Origin of the sequence: Neoroseomonas marina (genome assembly GCF_012927745.1) — a bacterium.
Lineage (GTDB): Bacteria > Pseudomonadota > Alphaproteobacteria > Acetobacterales > Acetobacteraceae > Neoroseomonas > Neoroseomonas marina.
Window position 1 is genome coordinate 1 of the sequence record NZ_JABBKX010000004.1, and the last position, 26,484, is coordinate 26,484.

Annotated in this window: 27 protein-coding genes and 2 tRNA genes; 13 read left to right on the top strand and 16 right to left on the bottom strand. The window is 71.1% G+C overall.

Annotated features, from left to right (window positions below; all coding sequences use genetic code 11):
- Positions 1–300 precede the first annotated feature (300 nt).
- Complete coding sequence (locus GWK16_RS13135) at positions 301–699, bottom strand: carboxymuconolactone decarboxylase family protein (protein WP_170054441.1); 399 nt, start codon at positions 697–699, stop codon at positions 301–303.
- Positions 700–808: 109 nt separating this feature from the next.
- On the opposite strand from GWK16_RS13135, the gene GWK16_RS13140 reads away from it, so the two are divergent.
- On the top strand, positions 809–1,345 hold the full coding sequence (locus GWK16_RS13140; RefSeq protein ID WP_211187397.1) for a flavodoxin family protein: 537 nt from the start codon (positions 809–811) through the stop codon (positions 1,343–1,345).
- Here GWK16_RS13140 and GWK16_RS13145 read toward each other — a convergent pair.
- From GWK16_RS13145 to GWK16_RS13155, 3 genes are read right to left on the bottom strand one after another with little or no spacing between them, the layout of a single operon-like run.
- A complete protein-coding gene (locus GWK16_RS13145) occupies positions 1,342–2,160 on the bottom strand; it encodes an amidohydrolase family protein (protein WP_170054442.1) in 819 nt (272 codons plus the stop codon). The two genes, GWK16_RS13140 and GWK16_RS13145, sit on opposite strands and share 4 nt — an antisense overlap.
- Positions 2,157–3,011: a hypothetical protein gene (locus GWK16_RS13150; protein WP_170054443.1), complete on the bottom strand. Its 855-nt coding sequence runs from the start codon at positions 3,009–3,011 to the stop codon at positions 2,157–2,159. Before GWK16_RS13150 ends, GWK16_RS13145 begins: the two co-directional genes overlap by 4 nt.
- Entirely contained in the window at positions 3,011–4,852 is a 1,842-nt protein-coding gene (locus GWK16_RS13155) for a gamma-glutamyltransferase family protein (RefSeq protein WP_338144469.1), read from the bottom strand. The genes GWK16_RS13150 and GWK16_RS13155 overlap by 1 nt, the downstream gene beginning before the upstream one ends.
- 5 nt (positions 4,853–4,857) lie before the next feature.
- Between GWK16_RS13155 and phnN the strand changes: the two genes are divergently transcribed.
- Positions 4,858–5,484, top strand: a complete 627-nt coding sequence (gene phnN / locus GWK16_RS13160; RefSeq protein WP_338144470.1) for a phosphonate metabolism protein/1,5-bisphosphokinase (PRPP-forming) PhnN — start codon at positions 4,858–4,860, stop codon at positions 5,482–5,484.
- Here the strand turns inward: phnN and GWK16_RS13165 are convergent.
- Genes GWK16_RS13165 through phnG form a run of 8 tightly spaced genes read right to left on the bottom strand, consistent with a single transcriptional unit; the run spans position 5,450 to position 11,678 of the window.
- Complete coding sequence (locus tag GWK16_RS13165) at positions 5,450–6,130, bottom strand: DUF1045 domain-containing protein (protein ID WP_170054444.1); 681 nt, start codon at positions 6,128–6,130, stop codon at positions 5,450–5,452. The two genes, phnN and GWK16_RS13165, sit on opposite strands and share 35 nt — an antisense overlap.
- Positions 6,127–7,269: an alpha-D-ribose 1-methylphosphonate 5-triphosphate diphosphatase gene (locus GWK16_RS13170; RefSeq protein WP_170054445.1), complete on the bottom strand. Its 1,143-nt coding sequence runs from the start codon at positions 7,267–7,269 to the stop codon at positions 6,127–6,129. Before GWK16_RS13170 ends, GWK16_RS13165 begins: the two co-directional genes overlap by 4 nt.
- Positions 7,266–7,964: a phosphonate C-P lyase system protein PhnL gene (gene phnL / locus GWK16_RS13175; RefSeq protein WP_170054446.1), complete on the bottom strand. Its 699-nt coding sequence runs from the start codon at positions 7,962–7,964 to the stop codon at positions 7,266–7,268. The genes GWK16_RS13170 and phnL overlap by 4 nt, the downstream gene beginning before the upstream one ends.
- Positions 7,961–8,719 carry a phosphonate C-P lyase system protein PhnK gene (gene phnK / locus GWK16_RS13180; protein WP_170054447.1) on the bottom strand — a complete coding sequence of 253 codons (759 nt, stop codon included), beginning with the start codon at positions 8,717–8,719 and terminating at the stop codon, positions 7,961–7,963. Before phnK ends, phnL begins: the two co-directional genes overlap by 4 nt.
- Positions 8,716–9,570, bottom strand: coding sequence for an alpha-D-ribose 1-methylphosphonate 5-phosphate C-P-lyase PhnJ (locus GWK16_RS13185; protein ID WP_248291371.1), 855 nt, complete (start codon positions 9,568–9,570; stop codon positions 8,716–8,718). Before GWK16_RS13185 ends, phnK begins: the two co-directional genes overlap by 4 nt.
- The gene (locus tag GWK16_RS13190; RefSeq protein ID WP_170054448.1) at positions 9,567–10,655 is read right to left on the bottom strand and encodes a carbon-phosphorus lyase complex subunit PhnI; all 1,089 of its coding nucleotides are present in this window, start codon (positions 10,653–10,655) and stop codon (positions 9,567–9,569) included. The genes GWK16_RS13185 and GWK16_RS13190 overlap by 4 nt, the downstream gene beginning before the upstream one ends.
- Before the next feature lie 4 nt (positions 10,656–10,659).
- On the bottom strand, positions 10,660–11,235 hold the full coding sequence (gene phnH, locus GWK16_RS13195) for a phosphonate C-P lyase system protein PhnH (RefSeq protein ID WP_170054449.1): 576 nt from the start codon (positions 11,233–11,235) through the stop codon (positions 10,660–10,662).
- Entirely contained in the window at positions 11,232–11,678 is a 447-nt protein-coding gene (phnG, locus tag GWK16_RS13200) for a phosphonate C-P lyase system protein PhnG (RefSeq protein WP_170054450.1), read from the bottom strand. Before phnG ends, phnH begins: the two co-directional genes overlap by 4 nt.
- An 87-nt stretch (positions 11,679–11,765) precedes the next feature.
- Between phnG and phnF the strand changes: the two genes are divergently transcribed.
- From phnF to GWK16_RS13215, 3 genes are read left to right on the top strand one after another with little or no spacing between them, the layout of a single operon-like run.
- Positions 11,766–12,497, top strand: a complete 732-nt coding sequence (gene phnF / locus GWK16_RS13205; protein WP_170054451.1) for a phosphonate metabolism transcriptional regulator PhnF — start codon at positions 11,766–11,768, stop codon at positions 12,495–12,497.
- A gap of 4 nt (positions 12,498–12,501) precedes the next feature.
- Positions 12,502–13,644 carry an alpha-D-ribose 1-methylphosphonate 5-triphosphate diphosphatase gene (locus tag GWK16_RS13210; RefSeq protein ID WP_170054452.1) on the top strand — a complete coding sequence of 381 codons (1,143 nt, stop codon included), beginning with the start codon at positions 12,502–12,504 and terminating at the stop codon, positions 13,642–13,644.
- A gap of 17 nt (positions 13,645–13,661) precedes the next feature.
- Positions 13,662–14,789, top strand: a complete 1,128-nt coding sequence (locus tag GWK16_RS13215) for a hypothetical protein (protein WP_170054453.1) — start codon at positions 13,662–13,664, stop codon at positions 14,787–14,789.
- On the opposite strand, the gene GWK16_RS13220 is transcribed toward GWK16_RS13215, so the two are convergent.
- The 3 genes from GWK16_RS13220 to GWK16_RS13230 all read right to left on the bottom strand — a co-directional run bounded on the left by GWK16_RS13220 (position 14,786) and on the right by GWK16_RS13230 (position 15,852).
- Complete coding sequence (locus GWK16_RS13220) at positions 14,786–15,544, bottom strand: class I SAM-dependent methyltransferase (RefSeq protein WP_170054454.1); 759 nt, start codon at positions 15,542–15,544, stop codon at positions 14,786–14,788. The two genes, GWK16_RS13215 and GWK16_RS13220, sit on opposite strands and share 4 nt — an antisense overlap.
- Positions 15,545–15,645: 101 nt before the next feature.
- Positions 15,646–15,721: transfer RNA gene (locus GWK16_RS13225), tRNA-Asn, on the bottom strand.
- A gap of 60 nt (positions 15,722–15,781) precedes the next feature.
- A tRNA-Cys gene (locus GWK16_RS13230) sits at positions 15,782–15,852 on the bottom strand.
- A gap of 110 nt (positions 15,853–15,962) precedes the next feature.
- Here GWK16_RS13230 and GWK16_RS13235 point away from each other — a divergent pair.
- From GWK16_RS13235 to GWK16_RS13245, 3 genes are all read left to right on the top strand, one after another.
- Positions 15,963–16,619: a protein-L-isoaspartate O-methyltransferase family protein gene (locus GWK16_RS13235; protein WP_170054455.1), complete on the top strand. Its 657-nt coding sequence runs from the start codon at positions 15,963–15,965 to the stop codon at positions 16,617–16,619.
- Between the two features lie 149 nt (positions 16,620–16,768).
- Positions 16,769–18,283 carry a TolC family outer membrane protein gene (locus tag GWK16_RS13240; protein ID WP_248291372.1) on the top strand — a complete coding sequence of 505 codons (1,515 nt, stop codon included), beginning with the start codon at positions 16,769–16,771 and terminating at the stop codon, positions 18,281–18,283.
- Positions 18,280–18,819, top strand: coding sequence for a DUF2497 domain-containing protein (locus GWK16_RS13245; RefSeq protein ID WP_170054456.1), 540 nt, complete (start codon positions 18,280–18,282; stop codon positions 18,817–18,819). Before GWK16_RS13240 ends, GWK16_RS13245 begins: the two co-directional genes overlap by 4 nt.
- A gap of 16 nt (positions 18,820–18,835) precedes the next feature.
- Here the strand turns inward: GWK16_RS13245 and GWK16_RS13250 are convergent, their stop codons facing one another.
- The gene (locus tag GWK16_RS13250) at positions 18,836–19,804 is read right to left on the bottom strand and encodes a Bug family tripartite tricarboxylate transporter substrate binding protein (protein ID WP_170054457.1); all 969 of its coding nucleotides are present in this window, start codon (positions 19,802–19,804) and stop codon (positions 18,836–18,838) included.
- A gap of 109 nt (positions 19,805–19,913) precedes the next feature.
- Between GWK16_RS13250 and GWK16_RS13255 the strand changes: the two genes are divergently transcribed.
- The 5 genes from GWK16_RS13255 to ilvD are packed head-to-tail and all read left to right on the top strand — an operon-like array spanning position 19,914 to position 26,420.
- Positions 19,914–22,613 (top strand): valine--tRNA ligase, encoded by a 2,700-nt coding sequence (locus GWK16_RS13255; protein ID WP_170054458.1) that lies wholly within the window; start codon positions 19,914–19,916, stop codon positions 22,611–22,613.
- Positions 22,613–22,786 (top strand): hypothetical protein, encoded by a 174-nt coding sequence (locus GWK16_RS13260; RefSeq protein WP_170054459.1) that lies wholly within the window; start codon positions 22,613–22,615, stop codon positions 22,784–22,786. The genes GWK16_RS13255 and GWK16_RS13260 overlap by 1 nt, the downstream gene beginning before the upstream one ends.
- A gap of 9 nt (positions 22,787–22,795) precedes the next feature.
- Complete coding sequence (locus GWK16_RS13265; protein WP_170054460.1) at positions 22,796–23,605, top strand: DUF72 domain-containing protein; 810 nt, start codon at positions 22,796–22,798, stop codon at positions 23,603–23,605.
- Between the two features lie 32 nt (positions 23,606–23,637).
- Positions 23,638–24,639, top strand: coding sequence for an LLM class flavin-dependent oxidoreductase (locus GWK16_RS13270; protein WP_170054461.1), 1,002 nt, complete (start codon positions 23,638–23,640; stop codon positions 24,637–24,639).
- Positions 24,640–24,695: 56 nt separating this feature from the next.
- Positions 24,696–26,420 (top strand): dihydroxy-acid dehydratase, encoded by a 1,725-nt coding sequence (ilvD, locus tag GWK16_RS13275; protein WP_170054462.1) that lies wholly within the window; start codon positions 24,696–24,698, stop codon positions 26,418–26,420.
- The last annotated feature ends 64 nt before the right edge of the window (positions 26,421–26,484 follow it).

A 26,484-nucleotide genomic window follows, 5' to 3' on the forward strand; every position in this document is an offset into this window, starting at 1 on the left:
CGGACGGTGCTGCTGCTCGTCTGCTCGGCGCCGCAGCGGCTGCTGCCGACGATCCGCAGCCGCTGCCGTCGGCTCGGCCTCAATCCGCTCGCCCCGGGCGGGGTGGGGGGCCTGGTCGCCCGCCCGCTGCCCGGGGCGGGGAAGGGGGGGGCAGGGCCGAGCCAGGCCGCCCCCCCCCAGGCGGGCCCCCCGCGGGCCCCGCGGCGGACGGGGCCGGGGGCGCGCTGTTGGAATCCGGAGAGGGGCGCTGCCCCTCTCCGGACCTCTCCCCGCCCAAGGCCGAAGGGCCTTGGGGAACCGTTACTTGGGGGCGGTGATGTCGCGCAGGACGTCCTCGGCCGTGCGCATGGCGGCGATGGCGGCGGGAAAGCCGGCATAGGCGCAGGAATGGGTGATCACCTCGGCGATCTCCTCGGGCGTGCAGCCGTTGTTGAGGGCGCCGACCAGGTGGCCGCGCAACTCGTGATGCTGGCTCATCGCCACCAGCATGCCGATCGTGACCATGCTGCGCTCCCGCCGCGTCAGCGTCCCGCGCGTCCACAGCGAGGCATAGGGGAACTCTTCCGACAGATGCCGCAGCGCCTGGTTCAGCGGCGTCGTGCTGGCGTCGCGGCGCGCCATGTACCCCTCGCCCAGCACCTCCCGCATCGCCTGTCGTCCCGTCGTCCTCAGCGCGTCGTGCGCGGTCTCGTCGCTCATGCGGTGTCCTCCTGCGTAGGATGGGGCGATCCTAGAGCAGATCCCGATCAGGTGGGATCACCTGATCGGGTAAAGATGCTCGCGAAAACAAGGACCTAGAGATGTTTCCGTGAGCCATGGCGAACGGAAACTGCTCTGGCGGGAGGCCGCGGCGATGACGAAGACGCTGCTCATCGTCTTCCACAGCATGACCGGCGGTACGCGTCAGATGGCCGAGGCCGCGGCCCGCGCGGCGGAAGGCGAGGGCGTGTGCGTGCGCCTGATCGAGGCGCGGGATGCGACCGGCGACGACGTCCTCGCCGCCGACGGCTACCTCTTCGCGACGCCCGAGAACCTCGCCGCCATCGCCGGCATGATGAAGGACTTCTTCGACCGCACCTACTACGCGGCGCTCGGCCGCATCGAGGGGCGGCCCTATGCGCTGATGGTCTGCGCCGGCAGCGATGGCACGAACGCCGCGCGCCAGGTCGCGCGCATCGCAACCGGCTGGCGCCTCCGCGCCGTTGCGGAACCGCTGATCGTCTGCACCCATGCCCAAACGCCGGAGGCGATCCTCGCCCCCAAGACCATCGGCGCCGAGGACCTTGCCCGCTGCCAGGACCTCGGCGCGACGCTCGCCGCCGGCATGGCGATCGGGATGTTCTAGCCGCGCTTCCAGCCGATCCAGTCGCAGACCGCGCCACCCATCACGCGTTCCATCTGCGGCCCCTGCAGCCAGGGGAGTTCCTCGGTGAACAGCGTGATGCACTGCGTCCAGGAACACGGCATGCGCGTGATGTCCGTGCCCCAGAAGAAGCGGTCCGGGCCGAAGGCGTCGTAGAGCCGATGCAGCCCGTCATGGATGTCGCGGAACGGATAGGACTGTTCCGAATAGCCGGGCGCGCCGGTCGCCTTGAGCGCGACATTCGGGAAGCGGGCCAGTGCAACCACGGCATCGAGGTTGTCGAAGGCCGCCGCGCCCTTGCCGTGCCGGATCAGGCCGCAATGGTCGATGATCAGTCGCAGCCGCGGATGACGTTCGGCGATGCGGGCAAACTCGGGGAGGAAGCGCCAGGCCATGGTGGCCACCGGCAAGCCGGCGTCCTCGGCGGCGGGCCACAGCCAGTCGATCGTGCCGTCGAAGGGCCAGCTCTGCTGGTCGTCGCGGACGAAGGGGTAGCGCAACCCGCATTGTCCGGGCCGCTGCCGCCAGGTCGCGAGGAGCGGCCGGCTCGCCTCCGGCGTGTCGAGCGGCACCTGGCCCAGCACGCAGAAGCGGTCCGGATAGCGCGCCGCGGCGGCCTCGGAGATCGCATTGGCGTCCGGATCCCAGGAGACCGGCGGGTGCAGCACGGCGGCGTCGACGCCCGCCTCCGCCATCTCCCGCAGCAATTCCTCGGCGGTGAAGACTGGGACTTGGCGATGGTCTCCACTGGGCGTCCCGCTGCCCCAGATATGCACCTGAGCGTCGACGATCTTCATGCCCGTCCTCCCGCCGACAATACTGGAAGGGAGGAGAAGCGCGTGTCGAGGTGCTCGATCTCGAGGAAGCCGGCGTCGGTGCCGAACGCCTTGTAGATCGGGAAGGTCTTCAATACCCCGAGCGTCGCCGCACTCTCGAGCGGCGAGATGAAGCCGCAATCGTTGTCGCCGAAATGGGGCTGGCGCATCCAGTGGGCCAGTTGCGCCGCCGTGACCGCGAAGAAGCCGCTGTGCGGATTGGTGGCTCGGCGGAAGGTGGTGCGGTCGAGGCGAAGGAACGGTTCGTCCGGCAAAGGATCCTGCCAGGGTGCGAGCAGCCCTGGCCGGAGGTCGCCGTCGATCCAGGTCTTGAGGCTCGGCCCCGCCCTGTTCCATTCGAAGCGGTTGGGCATGAGCAGCCGCTTCGGTCCGAAGGCGTCCTGGAACGCGACGATCTTGGCGATGAAGCCGGGGTCGCCGACGCGCAGGTCGTCCTCGGAATAGCAGAACAGGTCATAGGCGTTGCGGCTGTCCGCAAACAGGCGACGTGCGGCGAAACCGATCATGCGCGGGTTGTCCGCGCGGACGGTCACCTGGCGGACGTCCCGTGCCTTGGCGTGCGCCTCGTCGATCAGGTGGTCCGTGCCGTTGGTCAGCACCACGATGTCGAGCGCATCGAGGACGCCGCGCATCCGCTCGTAGCGCTTCGCGGCGATGTTGATCGTCGTGGTCGCGCCGAAGGTGCCGCGCCAGGAATCGATCGTGCGTTTCAGGGCTTCCGCCCGTTGGTCGCGCCGGTGCGCATCGGTGGAGGAATGGCGCGAGCCGTCCTCCGCCTTGAAGTAGTGCACCAGCGCGAGGAGAACCCGCATCAGCGTCCGACCGCGTAGCCTTGCATGCCGCGCGGGTTGGCCCCGGCGCGGATGGTGCCGTCCGGTTCGCGTCGCACGCCGGTCAGACGGCCTTCCGACCACTCGCCGCCCATCTCGGCGAGGTGGCCGCGCGTGTTGAGGTCCTGCAACACTTCCGGTGCGTAGCGGCCTTCGATCACCACCTTCCCGGGCTTGGCCCCGCGCGGCCAGAAGCTGCTGATCCAGTGCTCGGAATGGAAGGAGGGCAGGTCGATCGCCTGCTGGATGTTCATCCCGTGATGGATCATCCGCAGCAGCATGATGGGCTGCCACTGGTCCTGCTGCTCGCCGCCCGGCGTGCCGAAGGACATCCAGGGCTGGCCCTCGCGCAGCAGCATGGACGGCGAGAGCGTCGTGCGCGGGCGCTTGCCCGGCTGCAGGCCGTTCGGCAGCGTCTCGTCCAGCCAGAACATCTGGCAGCGCGACCCGAGGCAGAAGCCGAGTTCCGGGATGGCCGGGGAGGATTGCAGCCAGCCGGCCGAAGGCGTCGCGCTGACCATGTTCCCCGCCGCGTCGATCACGTCGACATGGCAGGTGTCCCCGCCCGACGCGCCGAGGCGCGAGACGGTCGGCTCGCCCGACCCCGCGGCCGCCGCGAGTTCCTGCGCGCGCCGGATCGCCGCGGCGTAATCCGTGCGTGGCACGCGGCCATCCGGGCTGCCGGGGCGGAACTCCATCGAGGCCTCGCGCCCGATCAGCGCCCGACGCGCATCGGTGTAGGCCTTGGACAGCAGCGTCTGCATCGGCACGTCGACGAAGTCGGGGTCGCCGTAGAAGGCCTCGCGGTCGGCGAAGGCGAGCTTCTGGGCCTCGATCACATGGTGGATGAACTCGGCGCCGATGGGGTCCATCGCATCGACGTCGAATCCGGCCATCAGCGCCAGCGTCTGCAGCATGGCAGGGCCCTGGCTCCAGGGGCCGCACTTCAGGACGGTGTGGCCATGGTAGTCGAGCGTCAGCGGCGCCTCGACGGTGGCCGACCAGCGGGCCAGGTCGTCGCCGTTCAGCACGCCGCGGTGGCGGCGGCCGGAGGTGTCCATCGCCTCGGTCGTGGTGGAGAAGCGGGCGATCGCCTCGGCGACGAAGCCGCGATACCAGGTGGTGCGCGCCGCTTCGATCTGCCGCACGCGGTCGCCGCCGGCGGCCTCGGCCTCGCGCACCACGCGCTCATAGGTGTCGGCGAGCGTGGGGTTGGCATAGACGCCATTCGGCTCCGGCCCGCCATTGCGCAGCCACAGTGCGGCGGAGGTCTTCCACTCGGCCTCGAACAGCGGGCGCACGCTCTCGATCGTCGCGCGGATGCGCGGGACCATCGGCGCGCCATGCCGCGCATAGCCGATCGCGTAGGCGAGCACGTCGCGCACCGTCCAGCTGCCGTGGTCGCGCAGCATGACCATCCAGGCATCGAAGGCGCCCGGCACCGGTGTCGCGAGCAGACCCGTACCCGGCACCAGGTCGAGGCCCAGCTCGTCGCGCAGGTGCGCGACCGTGAGCCCGGCCGGCGCGGGACCCTGGCCGCAGATCACCTCCTGCCGGCCGGTCCGCGCGCTGTGCAGGATAATCGGGCAGTCGCCGCCCGGCCCGTTCAGGTGCGGTTCCACGATCTGCAGCGTGAAGCCGGCGGCGACGGCGGCGTCGAAGGCATTGCCGCCGCGTTCCAGCACCGCCATGCCGACCTGGCTCGCGAGCCAGTGGGTGGACGCGACGGCGCCGAAGGTGCCGATGATTTCGGGACGAGTGGTGAACATCCGGGGCGGTTCCTTCGCGGGGAAGCCGATCATCTCCGGCGTGGCGACGGACATCGGCCGTGGTCCTCGGTCTTGCGCCGAACGTCGTCGCGCAGCAGAGGGTGCGCGTCAATCCTCGCGGGAGCCTCGGACGGATGCTGGTGGCGGTGGTCGGGCCCTCGGGGGCAGGCAAGGACACGCTGATGGGCCTGGCCCGCGCGCGGCTGGAAGGCGATGCCCGGTTCCGCTTCGTGCAGCGCAGCATCACGCGCCCAGCCGAGGCGGGCGGGGAGGCGCACCGCGCCCTGTCCGTCGCCGCCTTCGACGCCGAGCGCGCCGCCGGCGCCTTCGCCCTGTGGTGGGGCGCGCATGGCCTATTCTACGGCATCCCGCGGGACATCGAGGCCGACCTCGCCGCGCGCCGGGTGGTGGTGGCGAACCTGTCGCGCGGCACGCTTGCCGAGGCCGCGGGGCGCTATCCGCTGCGCGTGCTGAACATCACCGCGCCGCTCGCGGTGCTGGCGGCGCGCCTTGCGGCGCGCGGGCGCGAAACGGCCGAGGACATCGCCGCCCGTCTGGCGCGGGAGGCCGCGCTGCCCCCGGGGCTCGACGTCGCGACAGTGTCGAACGACGCGACGCCGGAGGACGGCGCCGCTCGTGTCGTCGCCGAGCTCAGCCGCGCAGCGGCAGACGCTCGGCGATCGTGAAGGGCGCGCCCGGTGCGGGCTGTACGAAGAGCGAGAGCGACGTCACCTGCCGCTTCCGGCCCGGGGCCTCCCCGAGGAAGGCCGTGACCGCCGGCATGACCACCGCCTTCTCCTTGGGGGCGAGGCGCCGCGTCAGCGTGACGTGGAAGCGCCATTCCTCGAAGACATAGGGGTAGCCCCAGCGGTCGAGGTAGTCGCGCTGCCGGGCAGAGAGCCGTTCCGGGCGGCGGCGCGCGATCTCGGCCTCGCTCGGCGGCACGCGATGGTCGTCGAGCGCTTCGACGCAGGCATTCGCGAAGGCGGTCAGCGCGGGGCAGGGAGCGGATTCCCGCAGCGCCAGGAAGCCGTCGAGGTCATGCACCGCGAGCGGCGGCAGGTCGAAGGGCGCCGTCCGGCCCGCCAGCGCCGCCGCGGCGTCGCGCGCCGCCGCGTATCCCCGCGCCAGCCGGAAAGGCGGCTTCAGCGTCGCATGCAGACCATAGCCGCGCGGATCGGCCGTGAGTTCGGCCAGGTCCATGCCGTCCACCGCCGGCTGCGTCTGCGCCCGCCCCGATGCGGCGTCGCGCCCGAGCCAGGTGCTGCCCAGCGCATGCAGCGCGTCGTTCTCCTCCGGCGCCCAGTAGAGCGCGAGCCGCCATGGCGTCATGCGACGCGGCTGCCCTCGCGCCACACCCGGCGCACCACCGGGATGCCGTGGACCGCGCGCACCTGCGCGAGGTCGGCCCGCAGCCCCGGCGCGAGACGCCCTCGATCGGCGAGCCGCGCCATCCGCGCCGGCCGGTCGGTGATCATGGCGACGGCTTCGGGGAGGGAGATGCCGGTCTCCTCTGCCGTCCGCCAGGCGGCCTCGACCATTGAGGCCGGCACGTAGTCGGAGGCGAAGGCATCGGCCGCCCGCGCGCGCACCAGGTCCGCCGCGGCGACATTGCCCGAATGGCTGCCGCCGCGGACGATGTTCGGCGCCCCGGCGATGACGCCGACGCCCGCGTCGCGCGCGGCCTCGGCGGCTTCCATCGTCACCGGGAACTCGCTGATGGCGATGCCATCGGCGAGGTTGCGGCGCACTTCCTCCGCACTCTGGTCGTCATGCGAGGCGATGGCGAGGTCGCGGTGCCGGATGCGGTCGAGCAGCCAGCGCCGCTGCGGTTCGCGTAGCCGCTCCCGCTGGTCGAGCAGGAAGGCGATGCGATCCTGCACCTGTTCGACCGTCATCTGCGTCTGCTTGCGGCGCATCGTCACGTAGCGGGGGATGTCGCGGTACTGTCCGACACCCGGCGAGTGGTCCATCAGGCTGACCATCAGCACCCGCGGATGATCGGCCACCGGGTCCATCGCCGGCACCATGTCGGCGGCCGGCAGTTCGCAGCGCAGGTGCAGGAAGTGCTCGGAGCGCAGCACGCCGGTCTCGGCCAGCGCATCGAGGTCGGCGACGCCGTCGAGGAAGGTCTGCCCGCGCCCCTGGTCGAAGCCGAGGTCGCCGAGGCACAGCGCGTCGAACACGGTGGTCACGCCGGCCGCCGCGCATTGCGCGTCATGCGCGATCATCGCGGAGCGCGAGGGCCAGCGCGCGTTCTGCCGCGGCTGCACCTGGCGCTCGAGGTTGTCGGTGTGCACGTCGACCACGCCGGGGATGAGGTGGTCGCCCTCGAGGTCCCGCGCGGCGGCCGCATGGCTGCGGCCCGGCTGGATCTCGGCGATGCGGCCGCCGCGGATCACCAGCGTGCCCGGCAGGGTTTCCTCCGGCAGGACGAGGATGGCGTTGGTGAGGATGGTCTCGGCGGTCATGCGGCGTCCTGGTGGGGGATCACGTCGAAGAGGCGGTCGGCGACGGCCTCGCGGACCTCGGCATCGTGGAAGATGCCGACGATGGCGGTGCCGGCGGCCTTGGCCTCCCGGATCATCTCGACGACCACGGCGCGGTTCCCGGCATCGAGGCTGGCGGTCGGCTCGTCGAGCAGGAGGACGGGATAGCCCGGCGCGAAGCCGCGCGCCAGATTGACCCGCTGCTGCTCGCCGCCCGAGAAGGTGGCCGGCGGCAGGCCGTGCAGGCGGTCGGGCAGGTTCAACCGCGTGAGCAACGCGGTCGCGCGGGCCAGCGCCTCCGCCTTCACCATGCCGCGAGCGATCATCGGCTCGGCCACGATGTCGCGCGTCGCGACGCGCGGGATGACACGGAGGAACTGGGAGACGTAGCCGATCGTCTCCCGCCGCGCCTCGATCACCGTGCGCGGATCTGCGGTGACAAGGTCGATCTCCTCACCGCGATGGCGCAGCAGGATGCGCCCCGCGCCGGCGCCGTAATTGCCGTAGAGGCAGCGCATCAGCGTCGACTTGCCGGCCCCGGAGGGGCCCCAGAGCGCCACGCATTCGCCCGGGTTGACGACCAGGTCGACGCCGCCCAGCACCGGGATGCGCGTGCCGCCCTGCAGGTGCAGCGTGAAGGCCTTGGCGACGCCTTCGGTGCGAAGGAGCGCGCTCATGCCGCCAGCACCGAGGAGACGAGCAGCTGCGTGTAGGGATGCTGCGGGTCGTCCAGCACCCGGTCGGTCAGCCCCTGTTCCACCACGCGGCCGCGCCGCATGACCAGGATGCGGTCGGCGAGCAGCCGCGCCGCCGCGATGTCATGCGTCACGATCAGCACGGAAAGCCCCAATTCGCGCGAGAGGGATCGGATCAGGTCCAGCAGCCGCGCCTGCACGGACACGTCCAGCCCGCCGGTCGGCTCATCCATGAACACCAGCTTCGGATGCGTCACCAGCGTGCGCGCGATCTGCAACCGCTGCTGCATCCCGCCCGAGAAGGTGCGCGGCAGGTCGTCGATGCGTGTCGCGTCGATCTCGACCTTGGCGAGCCAGGACAGCGCCTCGCCGCGGATGTTGCCGTAATGGCGCGCGCCGACGGCCATCAGCCGTTCGCCGACATTGCCGCCGGCCGAGACGTTCAGCCGCAGCCCGTCGCGCGGGTTCTGGTGCACGAAGCCCCAATCGGTGCGCAGCAGGCGTCGCCGCGCGGCCTCGCCCATGGCGTGGACGTCCTCGCCCAGCCATCGCACCGTGCCGGCATCGGGCGGCATCAGGCCGGACAGGACGCGCAGCAGCGTCGTCTTGCCGGAGCCGGATTCGCCCACGATGGCGACGACCTCGCCCTCGGCGACGTCGATCGCGACATCGACCAGGGCGGGGATGGCGCCGAAATGCAGGGTGAGGCCCCTGGCCTCGAGCATCGGCCTGGTCATTCCGCGGCCTCCCGCAGGGCGACGCGGCCGCTGCAATAATCGGTGTCGGAGCAGACGAAGAGCCGACCGCCGCGATCGTCGGTGATCACCTCGTCGAGGTAGCTCTCGCGCGACCCGCACAACGCGCAGGCATGCGGCGCGCGGATCGGGCGGAAGGGATGGTCCTCGAAGTCGAGGCTCTTCACCTCGGTATAGGGCGGCACGGCGTAGATGCGCTTCTCGCGCCCGGCACCGAACAATTGCAGCGCCGGCATGCGGTCCATCTTCGGATTGTCGAAGGCCGGGATGGGGGACGGCGCCATCAGGTAGCGCCCGTTGACCATCACCGGATAGTCATAGGCCTTCGCGATATGGCCGTAGCGCGCGATGTCCTCATACAGGCGGACATGCATCAGCCCGTAGTCGGCCAGCGAATGCAGGCGCTTCGTCTCCGCGCGGCGGGGTTCGAGGCGCGAGAGCGGCTCGGGCTGCGGCACCTGGTAGACGATGACCTGGTCCTCCCGCAGCGCCTGTTCGGGGATGCGGTGACGGGTTTGGATGATGGTCGCCTCGGACGTCCGCTCGGTCGTCGCGACGCCGGCGACGCGGGTGAAGAAGCGGCGGATCGAGACGGCATTGGTCGTGTCGTCCGCGCCCTGGTCGATGACTTTCAGCGTGTCGCTGGGGCCGAGGATCGCCGCGGTGACCTGGATGCCGCCGGTGCCCCAGCCATAGGGCAGCGGCATCTCGCGCGCGCCGAAGGGGATCTGATGCCCGGGGATCGCGACGGCCTTGAGGATGGCGCGGCGAAGCATCCGCTTCGTCGCCTCATCTAGGTAGGCGAAGTTGTAGCCTTCCATCACAGGGCTCATTCCGCGGCCTCCTGCATCGCTTCGCGCGCCAGCGCGGCGCGGATCGTCCGCAGGTTCTCGAGCTCCGACTGGAAGTCGACGTAATGCGGCAGCTTCAGGTGCTCGACGAAGCCCGTCGCCTCGATGTTGTCCGAATGATACAGCACGAATTCATGATCCTGCGCCGGGGCGGTCACGTCCTCCCCGAGTTCCGTCGCGCGCAGCGCGCGATCGACCAGCGCCATGGACATCGCGCGCCGCTCGCCATGGCCGAAGGTCAGCCCGTAGCCGCGGGTGAACTGCGGCGGCTCGGTGCGGCTGCCCTTGAACTGGTTCACCATCTGGCATTCGGTGATGCCGATCTCGCCGAGCTCGATCGGGAAGCCCAGTTCCGGCGGCGTGAATTCGACGGTGACATGACCGACGCGGACCTCGCCGACGAAAGGGTGGTTCCCGCCATAGCCGCGCTGCGTCGAATAGCCGAGGGCGAGCAGGAAGCCCTCGTCGCCGCGCGCCAAGTTCTGCAGCCGGACCGGCCGCGCGGCAGGGAAAGCCAGCGGTTCGCGCGTCAGGTCGCCGGGTTCGGCATCGGTCGCTTCCTCCCGCTGCATCAGCCCCTCGCGCGCCAGCAATTCGGTCACGCGCGGCACCGCGCCGGCGGGCACCTCGGATTGCGGCGCCTCGGCGCGCTCCGCCCCCTCGGCCGCCAGCGCGAAGTCCAGCAGGCGGTGCGTGTAGTCGTAGGTCGGGCCGAGCACCTGGCCGCCCGGCAGGTCCTTGTAGGTCGCGCTGATCCGCCGGCGGATGCGCATCGCATCGGTCTCGAGCGGATCGCTGACGCCGAAGCGGGGCAGGGTGGTGCGGTAGGCGCGCAGCAGGAACGCGGCCTCGATCAGGTCGCCCTTGGCCTGCTTGATCGCGAGCGCGGCCAGGAAGCGGTCATGGCAGGACCCTTCCGCCATCACCCGGTCCACCGCGAGCGGCATCTGCTGCTCGATCTGCGCGACGGTCAGCTCCGGCAGCGCGGGATCGCCGCGCCGCGTCTCGTCGAGCCAGGCATGGGCGGCGGAGATCGCCCGCTCGCCGCCCTTCACGGCCACATACATCGACTCAGCCCTCCGCGATCGCGACGGTGCGCGGCAGGGCGGCGAGCCGCTCCCCCGCGCAGAGGATGACATCGACGCCGCGCGGGAAGCGCGCGCGGTTGCGCGCCCAGGCCGCGACGAAATCCGGCGGCAGGCCGGTGACGGCGAGGCGGTGTTCGCGTTCGATGCCAGGGCCCGTCAGGCGCCAGCCGGCGCCTTCCTCGAGGGCGGCCACCTGCACGATCAGCGTCGCGCCACGTTCCGGTTCTTCCTCGGTGCCCGCGTTCAACGCGGCGACCGAAGGCGGCGCGCCGGTCGCGAGGACGAAGGCGGCCTCGCCCGGCGCATCGGCGAAGGGCGCGCCGCAATGGAAGCGCAGCCAGGCCGCGGCATCCTCGCCCGCATCCTGCCAGAGCGTCGTGCCGGAATCGGCGAGCGTCAGCAGCACCGCCGCCGCCGAGGGCATCATCGGCGCGGGCGGCTGCAGGCCTGCGCCGGCGCGCTGGATGCGGCCCGGGCGGCTCATCGCCTCGAGCACCGCGCGGAATATCGCCTGGGCGTCGAGGACGGGATCGGCGAAGCCGGGGGTGAGCACGCTCATCGCGTCGTCTGCATGGCGAGGAATTCCACCTTGGTCGCCGCGGCGCGGCGGGCATCCGCCTCTCGCGCGGCGTTCTGGCGCGTCTCGAGCGGCGCGATCACCGAAGCCATCAGGGCATCGCGCCGCGCCGGATCCTGCAGCGCCGCGTCGAGCACGGCCGCGAGTTCCGCCTGGCGCTTGTCGCGTCCGGCCACATAAGCGTGGCCGACCGTCTCGCCGAGCCGCACCGCGCAGCGTGTCACCGTCATCTCGCCGAGGTTGAAGGCATTGCCGTCCCCGCCGGCGCGGCCGCGCACCATGACGAGACCGGTTTCCGGGGCGCGCAGGCGCTCATGGGCCGGAAGTTTGGGCATCAGGGCGGCGATCTCCTCGCCGCTCGCACGCGCCAGCACGGCCATCCAGTGGCGGCGCTCGGCGTTCGGATCGGGTGGTGCACTTGTCATGGAATTCATCTGGACAAGTAGACATCCGACCGCCACAAAGTCCACACGGATATCCCATGGACTTGGGCGGCGATGGTTGAAGTTTCGATGACAGGGGCGCCTCTGGCGCGGGGGCAGGGCGTCGCATTGTGGCGCCAGATCGCGGCCTCGCTGGAAGGCGAGATCGCCCATGGCGGCCGCGCCGCCGGAGATCGCCTGCCGACCGAGGCGGTGCTGACGCAACGCTTCGGCGTGAACCGACACACCGTGCGCCGCGCGCTCGAGGATCTCGAGGCTCGCGGCCTCATCCGCGTCGAGCAGGGCCGCGGCGCCTTCGTCGCGGAGGACGTGGTCGACTACCGCCTCGGCCCGCGCACGCGCTTTTCGGAACTGATCCGCCGCCAGAACCGCGAACCTGCGGGGCGCATCCTGCGTCTCTCCGAGATCCCCGCCGAGACGCAGCTGGCCGAGGCGCTCGGCATCCGCCGCGGGCGGATGGTGCTGAAGGTCGATCGGCTGGGTCTGTCGAACGGACGCCCGGTGGTGATCGGCGTGCACCACCTGCCATTGCCGCGCTTCGCCGTGGCGGCGGACGTTCTCGGGGAAGAAACCTCGATCACCGCGGCGCTGGCCGCCTGCGGACTGTCCGACTACCGGCGCAAATCGTCCCGCATCACGGCCCGTTTGCCGACGCCGGAGGAAGCGGACCTCCTGCAGCAATCGCGGTCGCGCCCGGTGCTTGTCTCCGAATCCCTCAACGTCGATCCCGACGGGCAACCCGTGGACTGGACCCAGGCGATCTACGCCGCCGGCCGCGTGCAACTGGTGGTGGAACCCTGATCCAATGGCCTGGACGATCACTGGCGGCAGCGTGCTGCGCGACGGCGCGATGCGCGCGGAAGACCTCGCCCTTGCCGACGGAACCGTCGCCTCGGCACCTGCGCCGGAGGCGGCGCGCTTCGACGCGCAGGGCCTTTGCGTGCTGCCGGGCATCGTGGACATCCATGGCGACGCGCATGAACGGCAGTTGCAGCCGCGACCGGGCGTCGACCTGCCGGTGCCGCTCGCGCTGCGCGACAGCGCCGCGCAACTGATCGCGAGCGGCATCACCACCGCCTATCTCGGCGTGACGCTGTCCTGGGAACCGGGGCTGCGCTCCTTGTCCGCCTGGCGTGCGCTGAAGGCCGCGCTGCCGACCGCGCGCGCCGCCGCCGCGACCGACTTGCGGGTCCATCTGCGCTTCGAGGCCGACAACCTCGACGCGCTGGACGATGCGCTGGAGGGCATCGCGGATGGCTCGGTGCACCTGCTCGGCTTCAACGACCACACGCCGGGCATCATGAAGAAGATCGGCAAGCCCGAGCAGGTGGCGAAGTTCGCCGGCCGCGCGGGGATGCAGGCGGAGGCCTTCCGCAGCCTGGCCGAATCCGTCGCCGCCCGGCGCGACGAGATCCCTGCCGCCCGCGCCCGCCTCGCGGAGGCCGCCCGCACCGCCGGCATCCCGATGCTCAGCCATGACGACGCGACGATCGAGGACCGCGTCCATTACCGCGCCCATGGCGCGACCATCTGCGAATTCCCGATGGCCGAGGCCGTGGCGGCGGATGCACGCGCCGCGGGTGAGCATGTCGTCATGGGCGCGCCCAACGTGGTGCGCGGCGGGAGCCATATCGGCTGGGCCTCCGCCGCACCGCTCGCCGAGCGGGGCCTCGTCACCGTCCTCGCCTCGGACTACGTCTGGCCGGCGATGCTCGAGGCCGCCTTCGCCATGGTCCGTCGCGGCGCGATGGACCTGCCACGGGCCTGGGCGCTGGTCTCCGCCAATCCGGCCGAGGCCTGCGGCCTCAATGATCGCGGCCGGATCGCGCCGGGCCTGCGTGGCGACGTGGTGCTGGTCGATCCGGCGACGCCGTCGCCCGTCGCCGTCTTCGCAGGCGGCCGGCTCGGCTGGCTCGCGCCGGGCGCCGAGACGCGCATCGCGCGCTGAGGCCGGGGCAGGGCGGCATGACCTCCTCCGCCGCCCCGGCGCCGCGCGAGATCACGGCGCCGATCATCCTCTTCGGCTTCCGCCAGCCGGATCGCCTGGCGCGCGTCTGCCGGGCGTTGCGGTCGCAGCGCGGCGTGGTGCTCGACGAACGCCGCATCCACCTGATGATGGATGGCGCGGTGTCCCCGCGCACCGGTCGCCGCTATGCGAGCGGGGCCGAGATCGCCGCAGGCATCGCCGCGGTGCGCGAAATCTTCCCGAGGGCCGAGATCCTCGCAGCGCCGGACAACCTTGGCATCGCGCGCAACATCGCGCGCGGCGAGGACCACGCCTTCATCACCCTCGGCGCCGAATGCGCCTACTTCTTCGAGGACGATCTCGAGCCCGGCCCCTGGTATCTGCACATGCTCGACCTGGCGCGGGAGGTGACGGCGAAGGCGGGCGGCGTCGCGCATTTCGCCGTCTATGGCGATCACCGCGCGCCCGCAGTGGAAGGCCCCGCGGGATGGACGCAGCTGGAACACCACTGGGCCTTCGGCCTGCACCGGGATGCCTGGCGGCGAATCCGAACGGAGCTAGCGCCCTATGACGCGATCCTCGCCCTGGACGACTACCAGGAACGCAACGAGGGTCGGATCCTCGCCCTCTGGCTCGCGGGTGAGTTCGGGCATGTCGCGAGTTCGCAGGACGCGGCGAAGGCGCTGGCCGCGGCCCGCCTCGGGCTCGCGCGCGTGAACACGCGGGCCTGCTTCGGCCTGTATTTCGGCGAGACGGGGGAGCACTTCACGCCCGAGATCTACCGCCGCCACGGCTTCGCGGAGGCCGCGGTGCACCGCGATGGGCCGCGGCCCCTCTCGCCTCTCGATCCCACCGCCTTTGCGGCGGCCGAGCGCGAACGCTACCGACACCTTCGCCGTGCCGACCTGCCCGGCCGTGTCGCCGCCTTGCAGGCCCGCCACGCGGATCCCGATCGTCCCGCGACCGAGGCGGACCTCGCGGCGCTCTACCTGTTGCTGGCCGACCGGAAGGAGGTGCCGCCCGAGGGGCGTGCCCAGGTGGGCCGCAGCCTGCGTGAGGTCCGCGCCTGGCTGCTGCGGTCGGCCGAGCCCGCGATCCTGCGCGCCCTGCGTCCGCCCCGCGGCTAGGAATCGGCCGGCCGGCGGGCCCGATACGCGCGGAAGATGCCGAGCTGGATCTCGCAGCCGATATCCGTGAAGCCGGCTTCGGCGAGCGCGCCTTCGATCGCCTTGGGCGGGACGCAGGCGTCGATCGTGTCCCAGAAGTACTCCATCATCTGCTGCGACGGGCCGCGGCCGGCGATCCACCGCGACAGGACCGGCACGACGCTGCCGAGGTAGAATCGCAGCGCCGCCAGCGCGACGGGGCTCGCCGGTTGGTCGATCTCGAGCAGCAGGACGCGGCCACCCGGCCGCAGGACACGGCGGTACTCGGAAAATGTGCGCACCAGGTCCGGCACATGCCGCAGCGCGTAGCCCATGCTGACGAGGTCGATGCTTTCGGAGGCGAGGGGCAGCGCTTCCGCGCGCGCCTGCAGCAACGGAATCGGCAGGGTCGCGCGCGCTTCGCGCAGCATGCCGATGCTGAGGTCGAGACCGATGACGTCCTGCGGACGGCCAAGCACCGCCAGCGCTTCCCGCGCCACCAGCCCGGTGCCGGTGGCGACGTCCAGCAGGCGGAGGCCGGGCGCCAGTCCGCTCCGCAACAGAGCTTCACGCCGGTAGCGGGCGCCGGACCCGAGCGAGAAGACGGCGTTGATGCGATCGTAGGAAGCCGCGCCGCCGTCGAAGAGGCCGCGTACGAAGCGGTCCCGCTGCGCCGGGTCGGCGTAGTGGCGTGGCAGCGGCGCATGGGGCGCGAGTCCGGCGGGCGGCGTGTCCATCTGGTCGTCCGGCAATAAGCGGGACGCATGGGGACCGAGGTCCCCCGCCGGCGTCAAGACGGACGCCGGTGCGGCAGGGTTCACAATCCAGGATGGAAGGATGGCTCCCCGAGTAGGACTCGAACCTACGACCTAGGGATTAACAGTCCCGCGCTCTACCAACTGAGCTATCGGGGAACGGAGCCGGGCGCCGCATATAGTCGGGGGCGACACCCATGTAAACCCACCCGCGCGATCAGGTCCGGAGCGGAATCGAACCGCTGTAGAGGGTTTTGCAGACCCTTGCCTGACCACTCGGCCACCGGACCGCGCGGGCGCCCCATATCCTCTGCGCGCCGTCCGCGGTCAAGCGCTGGGTTGGCGCGCGTGGCCGCAGCGACCTATAACGCGGCCGCACCCTGTCACGAGGCCGATCACGATGGATTTCGCCGCGGCGCGCCGCTTCATGGTGGATGGGCAGCTCCGCCCCAACCGCGTGGAGGATCCGCGCATCGTCGCCGCGCTGCGCGAATTGCCGCGCGAGCGCTTCGTGCCGCCGGCGCTCGCCGCCCGCGCCTATGCCGATGCGGACATCCCGCTGCCGGGGGGGCGGGCGATGCTGAAGCCGCTGGTGATCGCGCGCCTCGTGCAGCTCACCGGGCTGAAGCGTGGCGAACGCGCCCTGGTGCTCGCCGCGGGCACCGGATTCGGCGCGGCGCTGCTCGCCGCGATCGGCGGCATCGTCACCGCCGTTGAAGCCGACCCCGCGCTCCTCGCCGTCGCGCGGGCCGCGCTGCCGGCGGCGGCGCCGGCCGACAGCGTGACGGTGGTGCAGGCGGACCCGGCCCTGGGCTACGCGGCCGGCGCACCCTGGGACGTCATCCTGATCGAGGGCGGCGTGGGCCAGGTGCCGCAGGCGATCGAGGAGCAACTCGCCGAAGGCGGCCGCCTCGTGACGATCGGCCTTGCGGGTGGGCCGCCCGGGCGCGCGCTGCTCGCCCGTCGCGCGGGCGGGACCACGACGACCACGCCTGCCTTCGACGCCCATGCCCCGGCCCTGGCGGGCTTTGCGGCGGCGCCGGCCTTCGCCTTCTGACTTCGTTGCGGTGTCCGACACACTTCCTTGTTCCGGTGCGGGCTGGCGCGGCCGTGTTGCGCTGCGTTAAGGTTTTCCCCTGACACTGCTACAGTCCGTGCCTGCTTCGGCGGACTGCCGGCCGGAAGATCTGGGGATCGGCGACTGACATGATGAGTCTTCGCGGGACGATGCTGCTTTCCGTTGCCCTGGCGGCGCTTGCGCCAGCCGAGGGCAGGGCGCAGTCGCTGCAGGAGGCGCTGGCCGCCGCCTACGCGAACAATCCGACGTTGCTGGCCGCCCGCGCGCAGCAGCGGGCGGTGGACGAGAACGTGCCGCAGGCGCTGTCGGGGTGGCGGCCGACCGTCGTCCTCTCGGGGGCGGGCGGCTACACCAATTCGACCAACCGGCTGCAGGCCAACGTGCCGGCGGCGCGCGATTCCGCGGGCAACATCCTGAATCCGACCACGGTGGGCGAGCCGTTTTCCGCCTACACCGACATCCCGCGCAACACGGCCACGCTGCAGGCGACGGTGACCCAGCCGATCTATCGCGGCGGCCGGACAACCTCCTCGACGCGGCGCGCGGAGAACCAGGTCTATGCGCAGCGCGCGCGGTTGCTGGCGACCGAGCAGGGCGTGCTGCTCGATTCCGTCGCTGCCTATGTGGCCGTGATTCGCGATGGCGAGGTGGTGCGGCTCAACGCCAACAACGTCGAAGTGCTCATGCGCCAGTTGCAGGCGACGAATGAACGCTTCCGCGTCGGCGAGATCACTCGCACCGACGTTGCCCAGGCGGAATCGCGCCTGGCAGGTGCACGGGCGAACCTGCAGCAGTCCGAAGGCAACCTGCAGTCCTCCCGCGCGGTGTTCCAGCGCCTGATCGGCGTCGAGCCCGCCCGTGTGCAGGCCCCGCCGCCGGTGATCCCGCCGGTCCGCTCGGTCGAGGAGGCGGTTCGCCTCGCCACCGACAACAACCCGACCGTGGTCGCCGCCGCCTTCGACGAGGCCGCGGCGCGCGATTTCATCGACGTACAGTTCTCGGCCCTGATGCCGCAGGTCAGCGTGAATGCCTCGGCGTTCCGCATCGACAACAACCAGACCCGAGGATCGCGCCAGACGGGTACGCAGGTCACGGCGAACCTGTCCGTGCCGCTCTATCAGGGTGGCGCGGAGCATTCGGCCGTCCGCCAGGCGCGCCAGTCGGCGCAGCAGGCCCGGCAGGCGGTGGCAGATGCGAAGCGTCTCGCGGCGCAGCAGGCGACGCAGGCATGGGAATCGCTCCGCACCGCGCGCGCCCAGGTTGAAAGTGTCCGGGCCCAGATCCGCGCCCAGGAGATCGCGCTCGACGGCGTCCAGCGCGAGGCGATCGTCGGCAGCCGGACGACCCTGGACGTGCTGAACGCCGAGCAGGAACTGCTGAACGCCCGTGTCAGCCTGGTCCAGGCCCTCGCGACGCTGATCAACGCATCCTACGCGCTGACGGCGACGGTGGGGCGCCTCACGGCGCGCGATCTCAGCCTGCCGGTCGATGTCTACGATCCGCGCACCTATTACAACGCGGTGCGCGACCGGTGGTTCGGGACGGGCGATTTCTCGGACGTGCCGAACCAGCCGCAAGGCGCGGTGCAGGTGCAGTCCCTGTCGCCCGTGGTGCAGCCGGCGCCGGGCCCGCGCAGCCCATGAGCCAGCCGCCGACCCCGCCGATCCCGCAACCCCCGGGCGGCATGACGGCGGACCAGTCGATGGAGGACATCCTCGCCTCCATCCGGCGCATCCTGAACGAGGACGAGGCGGCGCCGGCCGGCGCCCAGCCTGGAACGCCTCCGGCGCAGCCCGCAGCGGCGCCCGGGGGCGACGAGTCCCCATTGGTACTGACGGAGGAGATGATGGTCTCCCCGCCTGCACCGGCGCCGGAGGCGCTGACCCCCTTGCCGATCGAAGCCGAGCCTCCGCCCCCCACGACCGCCGTCCCTTCGGCCGACGCGCTGCTGGCGCCGGCGGTGGCCGCCGCTGCGGCAGCCTCCGTCGGGCGGCTGCTTCAGGCGGTCTCGGCCGACCGCACGGCCACCGTCAGCCGCGGCGGCCCGTCGATCGAGGACGTGGTGCGGGAGGAACTCCGCCCCTTGCTGAAGGACTGGCTGGACCAGCACCTGCCCGGCATGGTCGAGCGATTGGTCCGGGCCGAGATCGAACGCGTGGTCGGGCGCGCCCTGGGCTGACGCGCCCCGCCGGCGGTCAGTCCGGGCGGATATTGTTGTCCCTGACCACCTGGCCCCAGACCGTCATCTGCGTGTCGAGGAAGGCGGCGAAGGCCTCCGGGCTCGACCCGACGACATCGACGCCGAGCGGTCCGTTCAGCCGCGCGCTGACGTCCGGCACTGCCAGCGCCTTGGCCAGGGCGGCATGGATGCGGCGGACGATCGGCTCGGGCACGCCGGCGCGGCCGATGAAACCCCACCACGCCAGCGCGTCGATCGCGGGCACCCCGGATTCCGAGACCGTCGGCAGGTCGGGGAAGTGCGGGGAGCGCTGCCCGCCGGTCTGCGCCAGCGGCCGCAGGGTCGCCCCCACCTGGCCGCCGAGGCCGGCATTGGTCGCCATGGGCATGTCGAGCTCGCCGGCGGCGGCAGCCGCGCTCATCGGCCCGCCGCCGCGATAGGGCACGTGCACGACCCGGAAATCGCCCGCCTTCTGCATGAGGGACATGGTCAGATGCGCCAGCGACCCGTTGCCGATCGATCCGTAGGTCAGGGTGTCCGGCCGGGCCTTGGCCGCCGCGATGACCTCCGGCAGCGACCGCCAGGGACGCGAATTGTGGGTGGTGATCAGCATGGGGGAGGTGCCGACGAGCATCACCGCCGACAGGTCCCGCTTGGTGTCGAAGCCGAGGTTCGGGATCAGCGCCGGGTTCACCGCATGGGTGTCGAAGACCATCGCCCAGGTCTGGCCGTCCGCCGGGGCGCGGGCCAGCGCCGCCGTCCCGATGGCGCCCGACGCACCGGGCCGGTTCTCGATCACCACGGGGACGCCGAGCTCGGCCGAAAGGGTCGGCTGCAGCAGCCGCGAAATCGTGTCCACCGACCCGCCGGGCGGGAAGGGGGCGATCAGCCGGACCGGCCCGTTCGGCCATGGCGACTGGGCGAGGGCCGGGCGGGCGAGGGCGGTGGCGGCGAAGCCGAACAGGCAACGACGGCTGGCGATCATGGTCGGGTCCCGGGGTGGTCACGCCCGATTACCCCAGCCATGCGCGGCGCGTCCAATAGCTGCGCGTCGCCCTTGACGCGGCGGCGGCGGCGGGGAAGGGATGCGCCCCATGCTCGACAAGTCCTTCGACCCCGCCGCGATCGAACAGCGCCTTTATGAGGGCTGGGAGAGCGCGGGCGCCTTCTCGGCCAACCCGGCCTCCCCGGCGAAGCCCTTCACCATCATGATCCCGCCGCCGAACGTGACGGGGTCGCTGCATATCGGTCACGCGCTCGACAACACGCTGCAGGACGTCCTGATCCGCTGGCGGCGCATGCAGGGGCGCGACGCGCTGTGGCAGCCGGGCACGGACCATGCCGGCATCGCGACGCAGATGGTGGTCGAGCGGCTGCTGGCCCAGCAGGGCAATGCCGACCGTCGGTCGATGGGCCGCGAGGCCTTCGTGAAGCGCGTCTGGGAATGGAAGGCCGAAAGCGGCGGGACGATCACCCGGCAGCTGCGGCGCCTCGGCGCGTCGCTCGACTGGCCGCGCGAGCGCTTCACCATGGACGAGGGCCTGTCCGAGGCGGTGCGCGAGGTCTTCGTGCGCCTCTACCGCGAAGGCCTGCTCTACCGCGACAAGCGCCTGGTGAACTGGGACCCGAAGTTCCTCACCGCGATCTCGGACCTCGAGGTCGAGAGCAAGGAGGTGAAGGGGCATCTGTGGCACCTCCGCTACCCGGTGGAGGGCGAGCCAGGCCGCTTCCTCGTGGTCGCGACGACGCGGCCCGAGACGATGCTGGGCGACACGGCGGTGGCCGTGCACCCCGGGGATGAGCGCTTCCGCGACCTGGTCGGCAAGCGCGTGATCCTGCCGCTGACCGGCCGCGCCATTCCGGTGGTGGCGGACGAGTATTCCGACCCGGAGAAGGGCTCGGGCGCGGTGAAGATCACCCCCGCGCACGACTTCAACGACTTCGAGGTCGGCAAGCGCCATGCGCTGGCCTCGCCCTCCGTGCTCGATGCGGAAGGCAAGGTGATGCTGGACGAGATCGCGGCCTCGCTCGCCGCGGTCGAGGGCGTCTCGGATCTCGACTTCGTCCGCGGCCTCGCCGGCCAGGACCGCTTCGCGGCGCGCAAGGCGATCGTCGCGCGGCTCGAGGAGATGGAGCTCGTCGAGAAGATCGAGCCGCACACCCATGCCGTGCCGCATGGCGACCGCTCCGGCGTGCCGATCGAACCGCGCCTGACCATGCAGTGGTACGTCGACGCCAAGACGCTGGCGCAGCCCGCGATCAAGGCGGTCGAGACCGGCCAGACCGTGTTCACGCCCAAGCAGTGGGAGAACACCTTCTTCGCCTGGATGCGCGACATCCAGCCCTGGTGCGTGTCCCGCCAGCTCTGGTGGGGCCACCAGATCCCGGCCTGGTATGCGCCGGACGGCGAGGTCTTCGTCGCCCATACCGAGGACGAGGCCCGCAGCCTGGCGCGCGCCAAGTTCGGCCGCGACGTCGAGCTGACGCGCGACGAGGACGTGCTCGACACCTGGTTCAGCTCCGCGCTGTGGCCGTTCAGCACCATCGGCTGGCCGCAGAAGACGCCGGAACTGGCGAAATACTACCCCGGCGACGTGCTGGTGACCGCCTTCGACATCATCTTCTTCTGGGTCGCCCGGATGATGATGATGGGCATCCACTTCATGGGCGAGACGCCCTTCAAGACGGTCTACATCCACGGCCTGGTGCGCGACGAGAAGGGCCAGAAGATGTCGAAGTCGAAGGGCAACGTTCTCGACCCGCTCGAACTGATCGACGCGCATGGCGCGGATGCGGTGCGCTTCACGCTCTGCGCCCTGGCCGGGCCGGGGCGCGACATCAAGCTGCCGAAGCAGCGCATCGAGGGCTACCGCGCCTTCGCCACCAAGATCTGGAACGCGTCGCGCTTCTGCGAGATGAACGGCATCGCGCCGCGCACGGACTTCGATCCGGCGTCGGCGAAGCTGCCGCTGTCGCGCTGGATCCTGGACGCCGCGAACAACGCCGTCGCGGAAGCCAATGCCGCGCTCGAAGCCTTCCGCTTCGACGACTACGCCGGTGCCTGCTACCGCTTCACCTGGAATACCTTCTGCGACTGGTTCCTGGAATTCGCCAAGCCGGTGCTGAACGGCCCGGACGGGGCGGACAAGGACGAGGTGAAGGGTGCGGCCCAGCACGTGCTCGGCACCATCCTGCGGATGCTGCATCCGGTGATGCCGTTCCTCACCGAGGAACTCTGGCACCGCATGGGCTATGGCGCGGAAGGCAGCCTGATCCGGGCGGCCTGGCCGGAGGCGGTGTCCGTGGACGGCGCTGCCGACGCGCGGGCGGAACTCGACTGGGTCGTGCGCCTGGTGTCCGAGGTGCGCACGGTGCGCTCCGAGATGAACGTCGCGCCGTCCATCACCGTGCCGCTGCTGCTCGCCGGTGCCTCGGGTGAATCGCTGTCCCGCGCCAAGCGGTGGGAGGATGCGATCCGCCGCCTCGGCCGCGCGACCGAGATCCGCGCGCTGGAGGGTGAGGCGCCCAAGGGCGCCGTGCAGGCCGTGGTGGGCGAAGCCACCATCATGCTGCCGCTCGCGGACGTCATCGACCTCGGCGCCGAGCGTGCGCGCCTCGCCAAGGAACGCGCCCGCATCGAGGGCGAGGCACAGAAGATCGAAGCCAAGCTCGGCAACGAGACCTTCGTCTCCCGCGCCCCCGAGGAGGTGGTGGAAGAGAACCGCGAGCGTCTCGCCGCCGCGAAGGTCGAGATGGCGCGCCTCGACGCCGCCATGGCGCGGATCGCCGGCTGATGTTCGACAGCGCCACGCTCAACCTCTTCATCGCCATCACGATCTTCGTCGTGGTGACGGTGGTGGGGCGGGACCTGCTGGCGCGGTTCGGCATGTCGAAGGCCGTCGCCCAGGGCATCTCGGGGCTCGTCGCCATCGGCGTGGCGGTCGGCTTCCTGCTCGCGATCGGATAGGAGGATACGATGCCGGCCAAGGCGAAGGGCAGCATCCACGTCGGCATCGGCGGCTGGACCTTCCCGCCCTGGCGCGGCGTCTTCTACCCGAAGGGGCTGCCCCACAAGAACGAGCTCGCCCATGCCGGGCGGCACCTGACGGGCATCGAGGTCAACGGCACCTTCTACCGCCTGCAATCGCCGGAGAGCTTCGCGAAATGGCATGACGAGGTGCCCGAGGGCTTCGTCTTCGCGCTCAAGGGTTCGCGCTTCGTCACCAACCGCCGCGTGCTGGCCGAAGCCGGACCGTCGCTGGAGAAGTTCTTCGCCAGCGGCGTGACGGCGCTGAAGGCGAAGCTCGGTCCGATCAACTGGCAGTTGGCCGCGACCAAGCCGTTCGACGCGGCGGATATCGATGCCTTCCTCGCCCTGCTGCCAAGGTCGCTCGACGGCCTGACGCTTCGCCACGCCATCGAGGCGCGGCACGAAAGCTTCCGCCATCCCGAATTCGTCGCCATCGCGCGCAAGCATGGCGTCGCCATCGTGACGGCGGCGGACAGCGACTACCCGCTTTTCGCCGACCTGACGGCTCCCTTCGCCTATCTGCGCCTCATGGGGACCACGGCCGACCATGGGGCCGGATACCCGGCGGCGGCGCTGGAAGCCTGGGCGAAGCGCGCACGGGCCTTGGCCGAGGGGCATGGGCTCGACGACCTCGGGGCGCCGGTCGCGCAGGCGGCCGCCAAGGTCCCGCGCGACGTCTTCCTGTTCGTCATCAGCGGCGAGAAGGAACGCAACCCCGCCGCGGCGATGGAACTGATCGCCCGGGTGAAGGGCTGACGCTGCCGGTCGGGCCGCCCCATATGCGGGACATGACCCCCCTTTCGATCCTCGACCTCTCGCCCATCCCGGAGGGCAGCGACGCCGGCCAGGCGCTGCGCAACTCCCGTGACCTGGCCCGCCACGCGGATGCGCTCGGCTATCGGCGCTTCTGGATGGCGGAGCACCACAACATGCCGGGCATCGCCAGCGCCGCCACCGCCGTGGCACTCGCGCATGTGGCCGAGGGCACTCGGCGGATCCGCATCGGCGCCGGCGGCATCATGCTGCCCAACCACGCCCCGCTCATCATCGCGGAGCAGTTCGGCACGCTCGCCGCGCTGTATCCGGGGCGCATCGATCTGGGCCTGGGCCGGGCGCCGGGCACCGACCAGGTCGCGGCCCGCGCGCTGCGGCGGAACCTCGCGGGGGATGCCGATTCCTTCCCGCAGGACGTGCTGGAACTGATGGAGTATCTGCGTCCCGCCGATCCGGACCAGGCGCTGCGCGCCGTGCCGGGGGAAGGGCAGGAGGTCGAGATCTGGATCCTCGGGTCCAGCACTTTCGGGGCGCAACTCGCCGCCTATCTCGGGCTGCCCTACGCCTTCGCCTCGCATTTCGCGCCGCAGATGATGATGGAGGCGATCCGGGTCTATCGCGAGACCTTCCGCCCCTCCGAGCGCCTGGCGAAGCCGCATGTCATGATCGGCGTGAACGTCTTCGCGGCGCCGACCGAAGCGGAGGCGCGCTTCCTCTTCACCTCGCTGCAGCAGGCTTTCGTGAACCTGCGCACCGGCCGTCCCGGCAAGCTGCCGGCGCCGATGGAAGGCTATGAGGCGCGGCTCGATTCACGGGCGCGGATGATCCTCGACAACGCGCTGTCCTGCTCGGTGGTCGGCACGCCGGATACGGTCCGGCGCGGCATTGCGGACCTCGTCACCCGCACGGGGGCGGACGAGCTGATGGTCACCGCGCAGATCCACGACCCTGCTGCCCGCCTGCGGTCCTTCGGGCTGCTGGCCGAAGCCCATGCGATGACCCCCGCGGAGGCTTGACGCGGACAGGGCATCCGCGCCGGGATAGGCTTCAGACACGCCTGAGGAAGCCGTCCATGTCCGCGACCCGTTGGGACAAGTCCCGCCTGCCCAGCCGCCACACCACGCAGGGACCGGAGCGCGCGCCGCATCGGTCCTACCTCTATGCGATGGGCCTGACGCGGGAGGAGATCGACCAGCCGCTGGTCGGCGTCGCCTCCTGCTGGAACGAGGCCGCGCCCTGCAATATCGCGCTGTCCCGCCAGGCCCAGGCCGCCAAGAAGGGCGTGAAGGACGGCGGGGCGACGCCGCGCGAATTCACCACCATCACGGTGACCGACGGCATCGCCATGGGACATCAGTCGATGAAGTCCTCGCTCGCCTCGCGCGAGGCCATCGCCGATTCGATCGAACTCACCATGCGCGGCCATTGCTACGACGCGCTGGTCGGCATCGCGGGCTGTGACAAGTCGCTGCCGGGCGTGATGATGGCGATGCTGCGGCTGAACGTGCCATCCGTGTTCATGTATGGCGGCTCGATCATGCCCGGTAAGCACCATGGGCGGGACGTGACCGTGCTCGACATCTTCGAGGCGGTCGGTCAGCACGCCGCGGGCAACATGTCCAACGAGGAGCTGGACGAGCTCGAGCGCCACGCCTGCCCCGGCGCCGGCGCCTGCGGCGGCCAGTTCACCGCCAACACCATGGCCTGCGTGTCCGAGATGATCGGCCTCGCGCTGCCGTTTTCCGCCGGCGCGCCGGCGCCTTTCGAGGAGCGCGACGCCTATGCCGTGGCCTCCGGCAAGGCGGTGGTGGAACTGATCCGCCGCAACCTCCGCCCGCGCGACATCGTCACCCTGGACGCCCTGCACAACGCGGCGGCGATCGTCGGCGCGACGGGCGGTTCGACAAATGCCGCGCTGCACCTGCCGGCCATGGCGCATGAGGCCGGCATCCGCTTCACCCTGCAGGATGTCGCGGAGATCATGCGCAAGACGCCACACATCGCGGACCTCAAGCCCGGCGGGAAATACGTCGCGGCCGACGTGCACCGCATCGGCGGCGTGCCCGTGATCATCAAGGCGCTGCTCGACGGCGGCTATGTGAAGGGCGACTGCATGACGGTCACCGGGAAGACGCTCGCCGAGAACCAGCGCGAGGTGATCATCCCGAAGGACCAGGACGTGGTGCATCCGACCACCAACCCCATCTCCCCGATCGGCGGGGTGGTGGCGCTGCACGGCAACCTCGCCCCGGACGGCGCGATCGTGAAGATCGCGGGCATGCACAACCTGCGCTTCGAGGGCACCGCGCTGTGCTTCGACTGCGAGGAGGACGCCTTCGCCGCCGTCGAGGCCCGCGCCTACAAGCCCGGCGACGTCATCATCGTGCGCTACGAAGGCCCCAAGGGCGGTCCTGGCATGCGCGAGATGCTCTCCACCACCTCGGCCATCTACGGGCAGGGCATGGGCGACAAGGTCGCGCTCATCACCGATGGCCGTTTCTCGGGGGCGACGCGCGGCTTCTGCATCGGGCATGTCGGGCCCGAAGCCGCGGTCGGCGGCCCCATCGCGCTGCTGCAGAACGGCGACCGCATCGTGATCGACGCGGAGAAGGGCACCATCGACATGATCGTGCCGGACGACGAGATCGCGCGGCGCCGCGCTGCCTGGAAGCCCCGCGGCCACGACTACAATGCCGGCGGCCTGTGGAAGTACGCGCAGCTCGTCGGCCCGGCCCATCTCGGCGCCGTGACGCATCCGGGTGGCGCGGCCGAGACGCACTGCTACGCCGACCAGTAGCGTTACACTTCGTATGCCATCGCCCTGCCATCGGCGGGGCGCAGAAACCTCCGATGCGACGGTG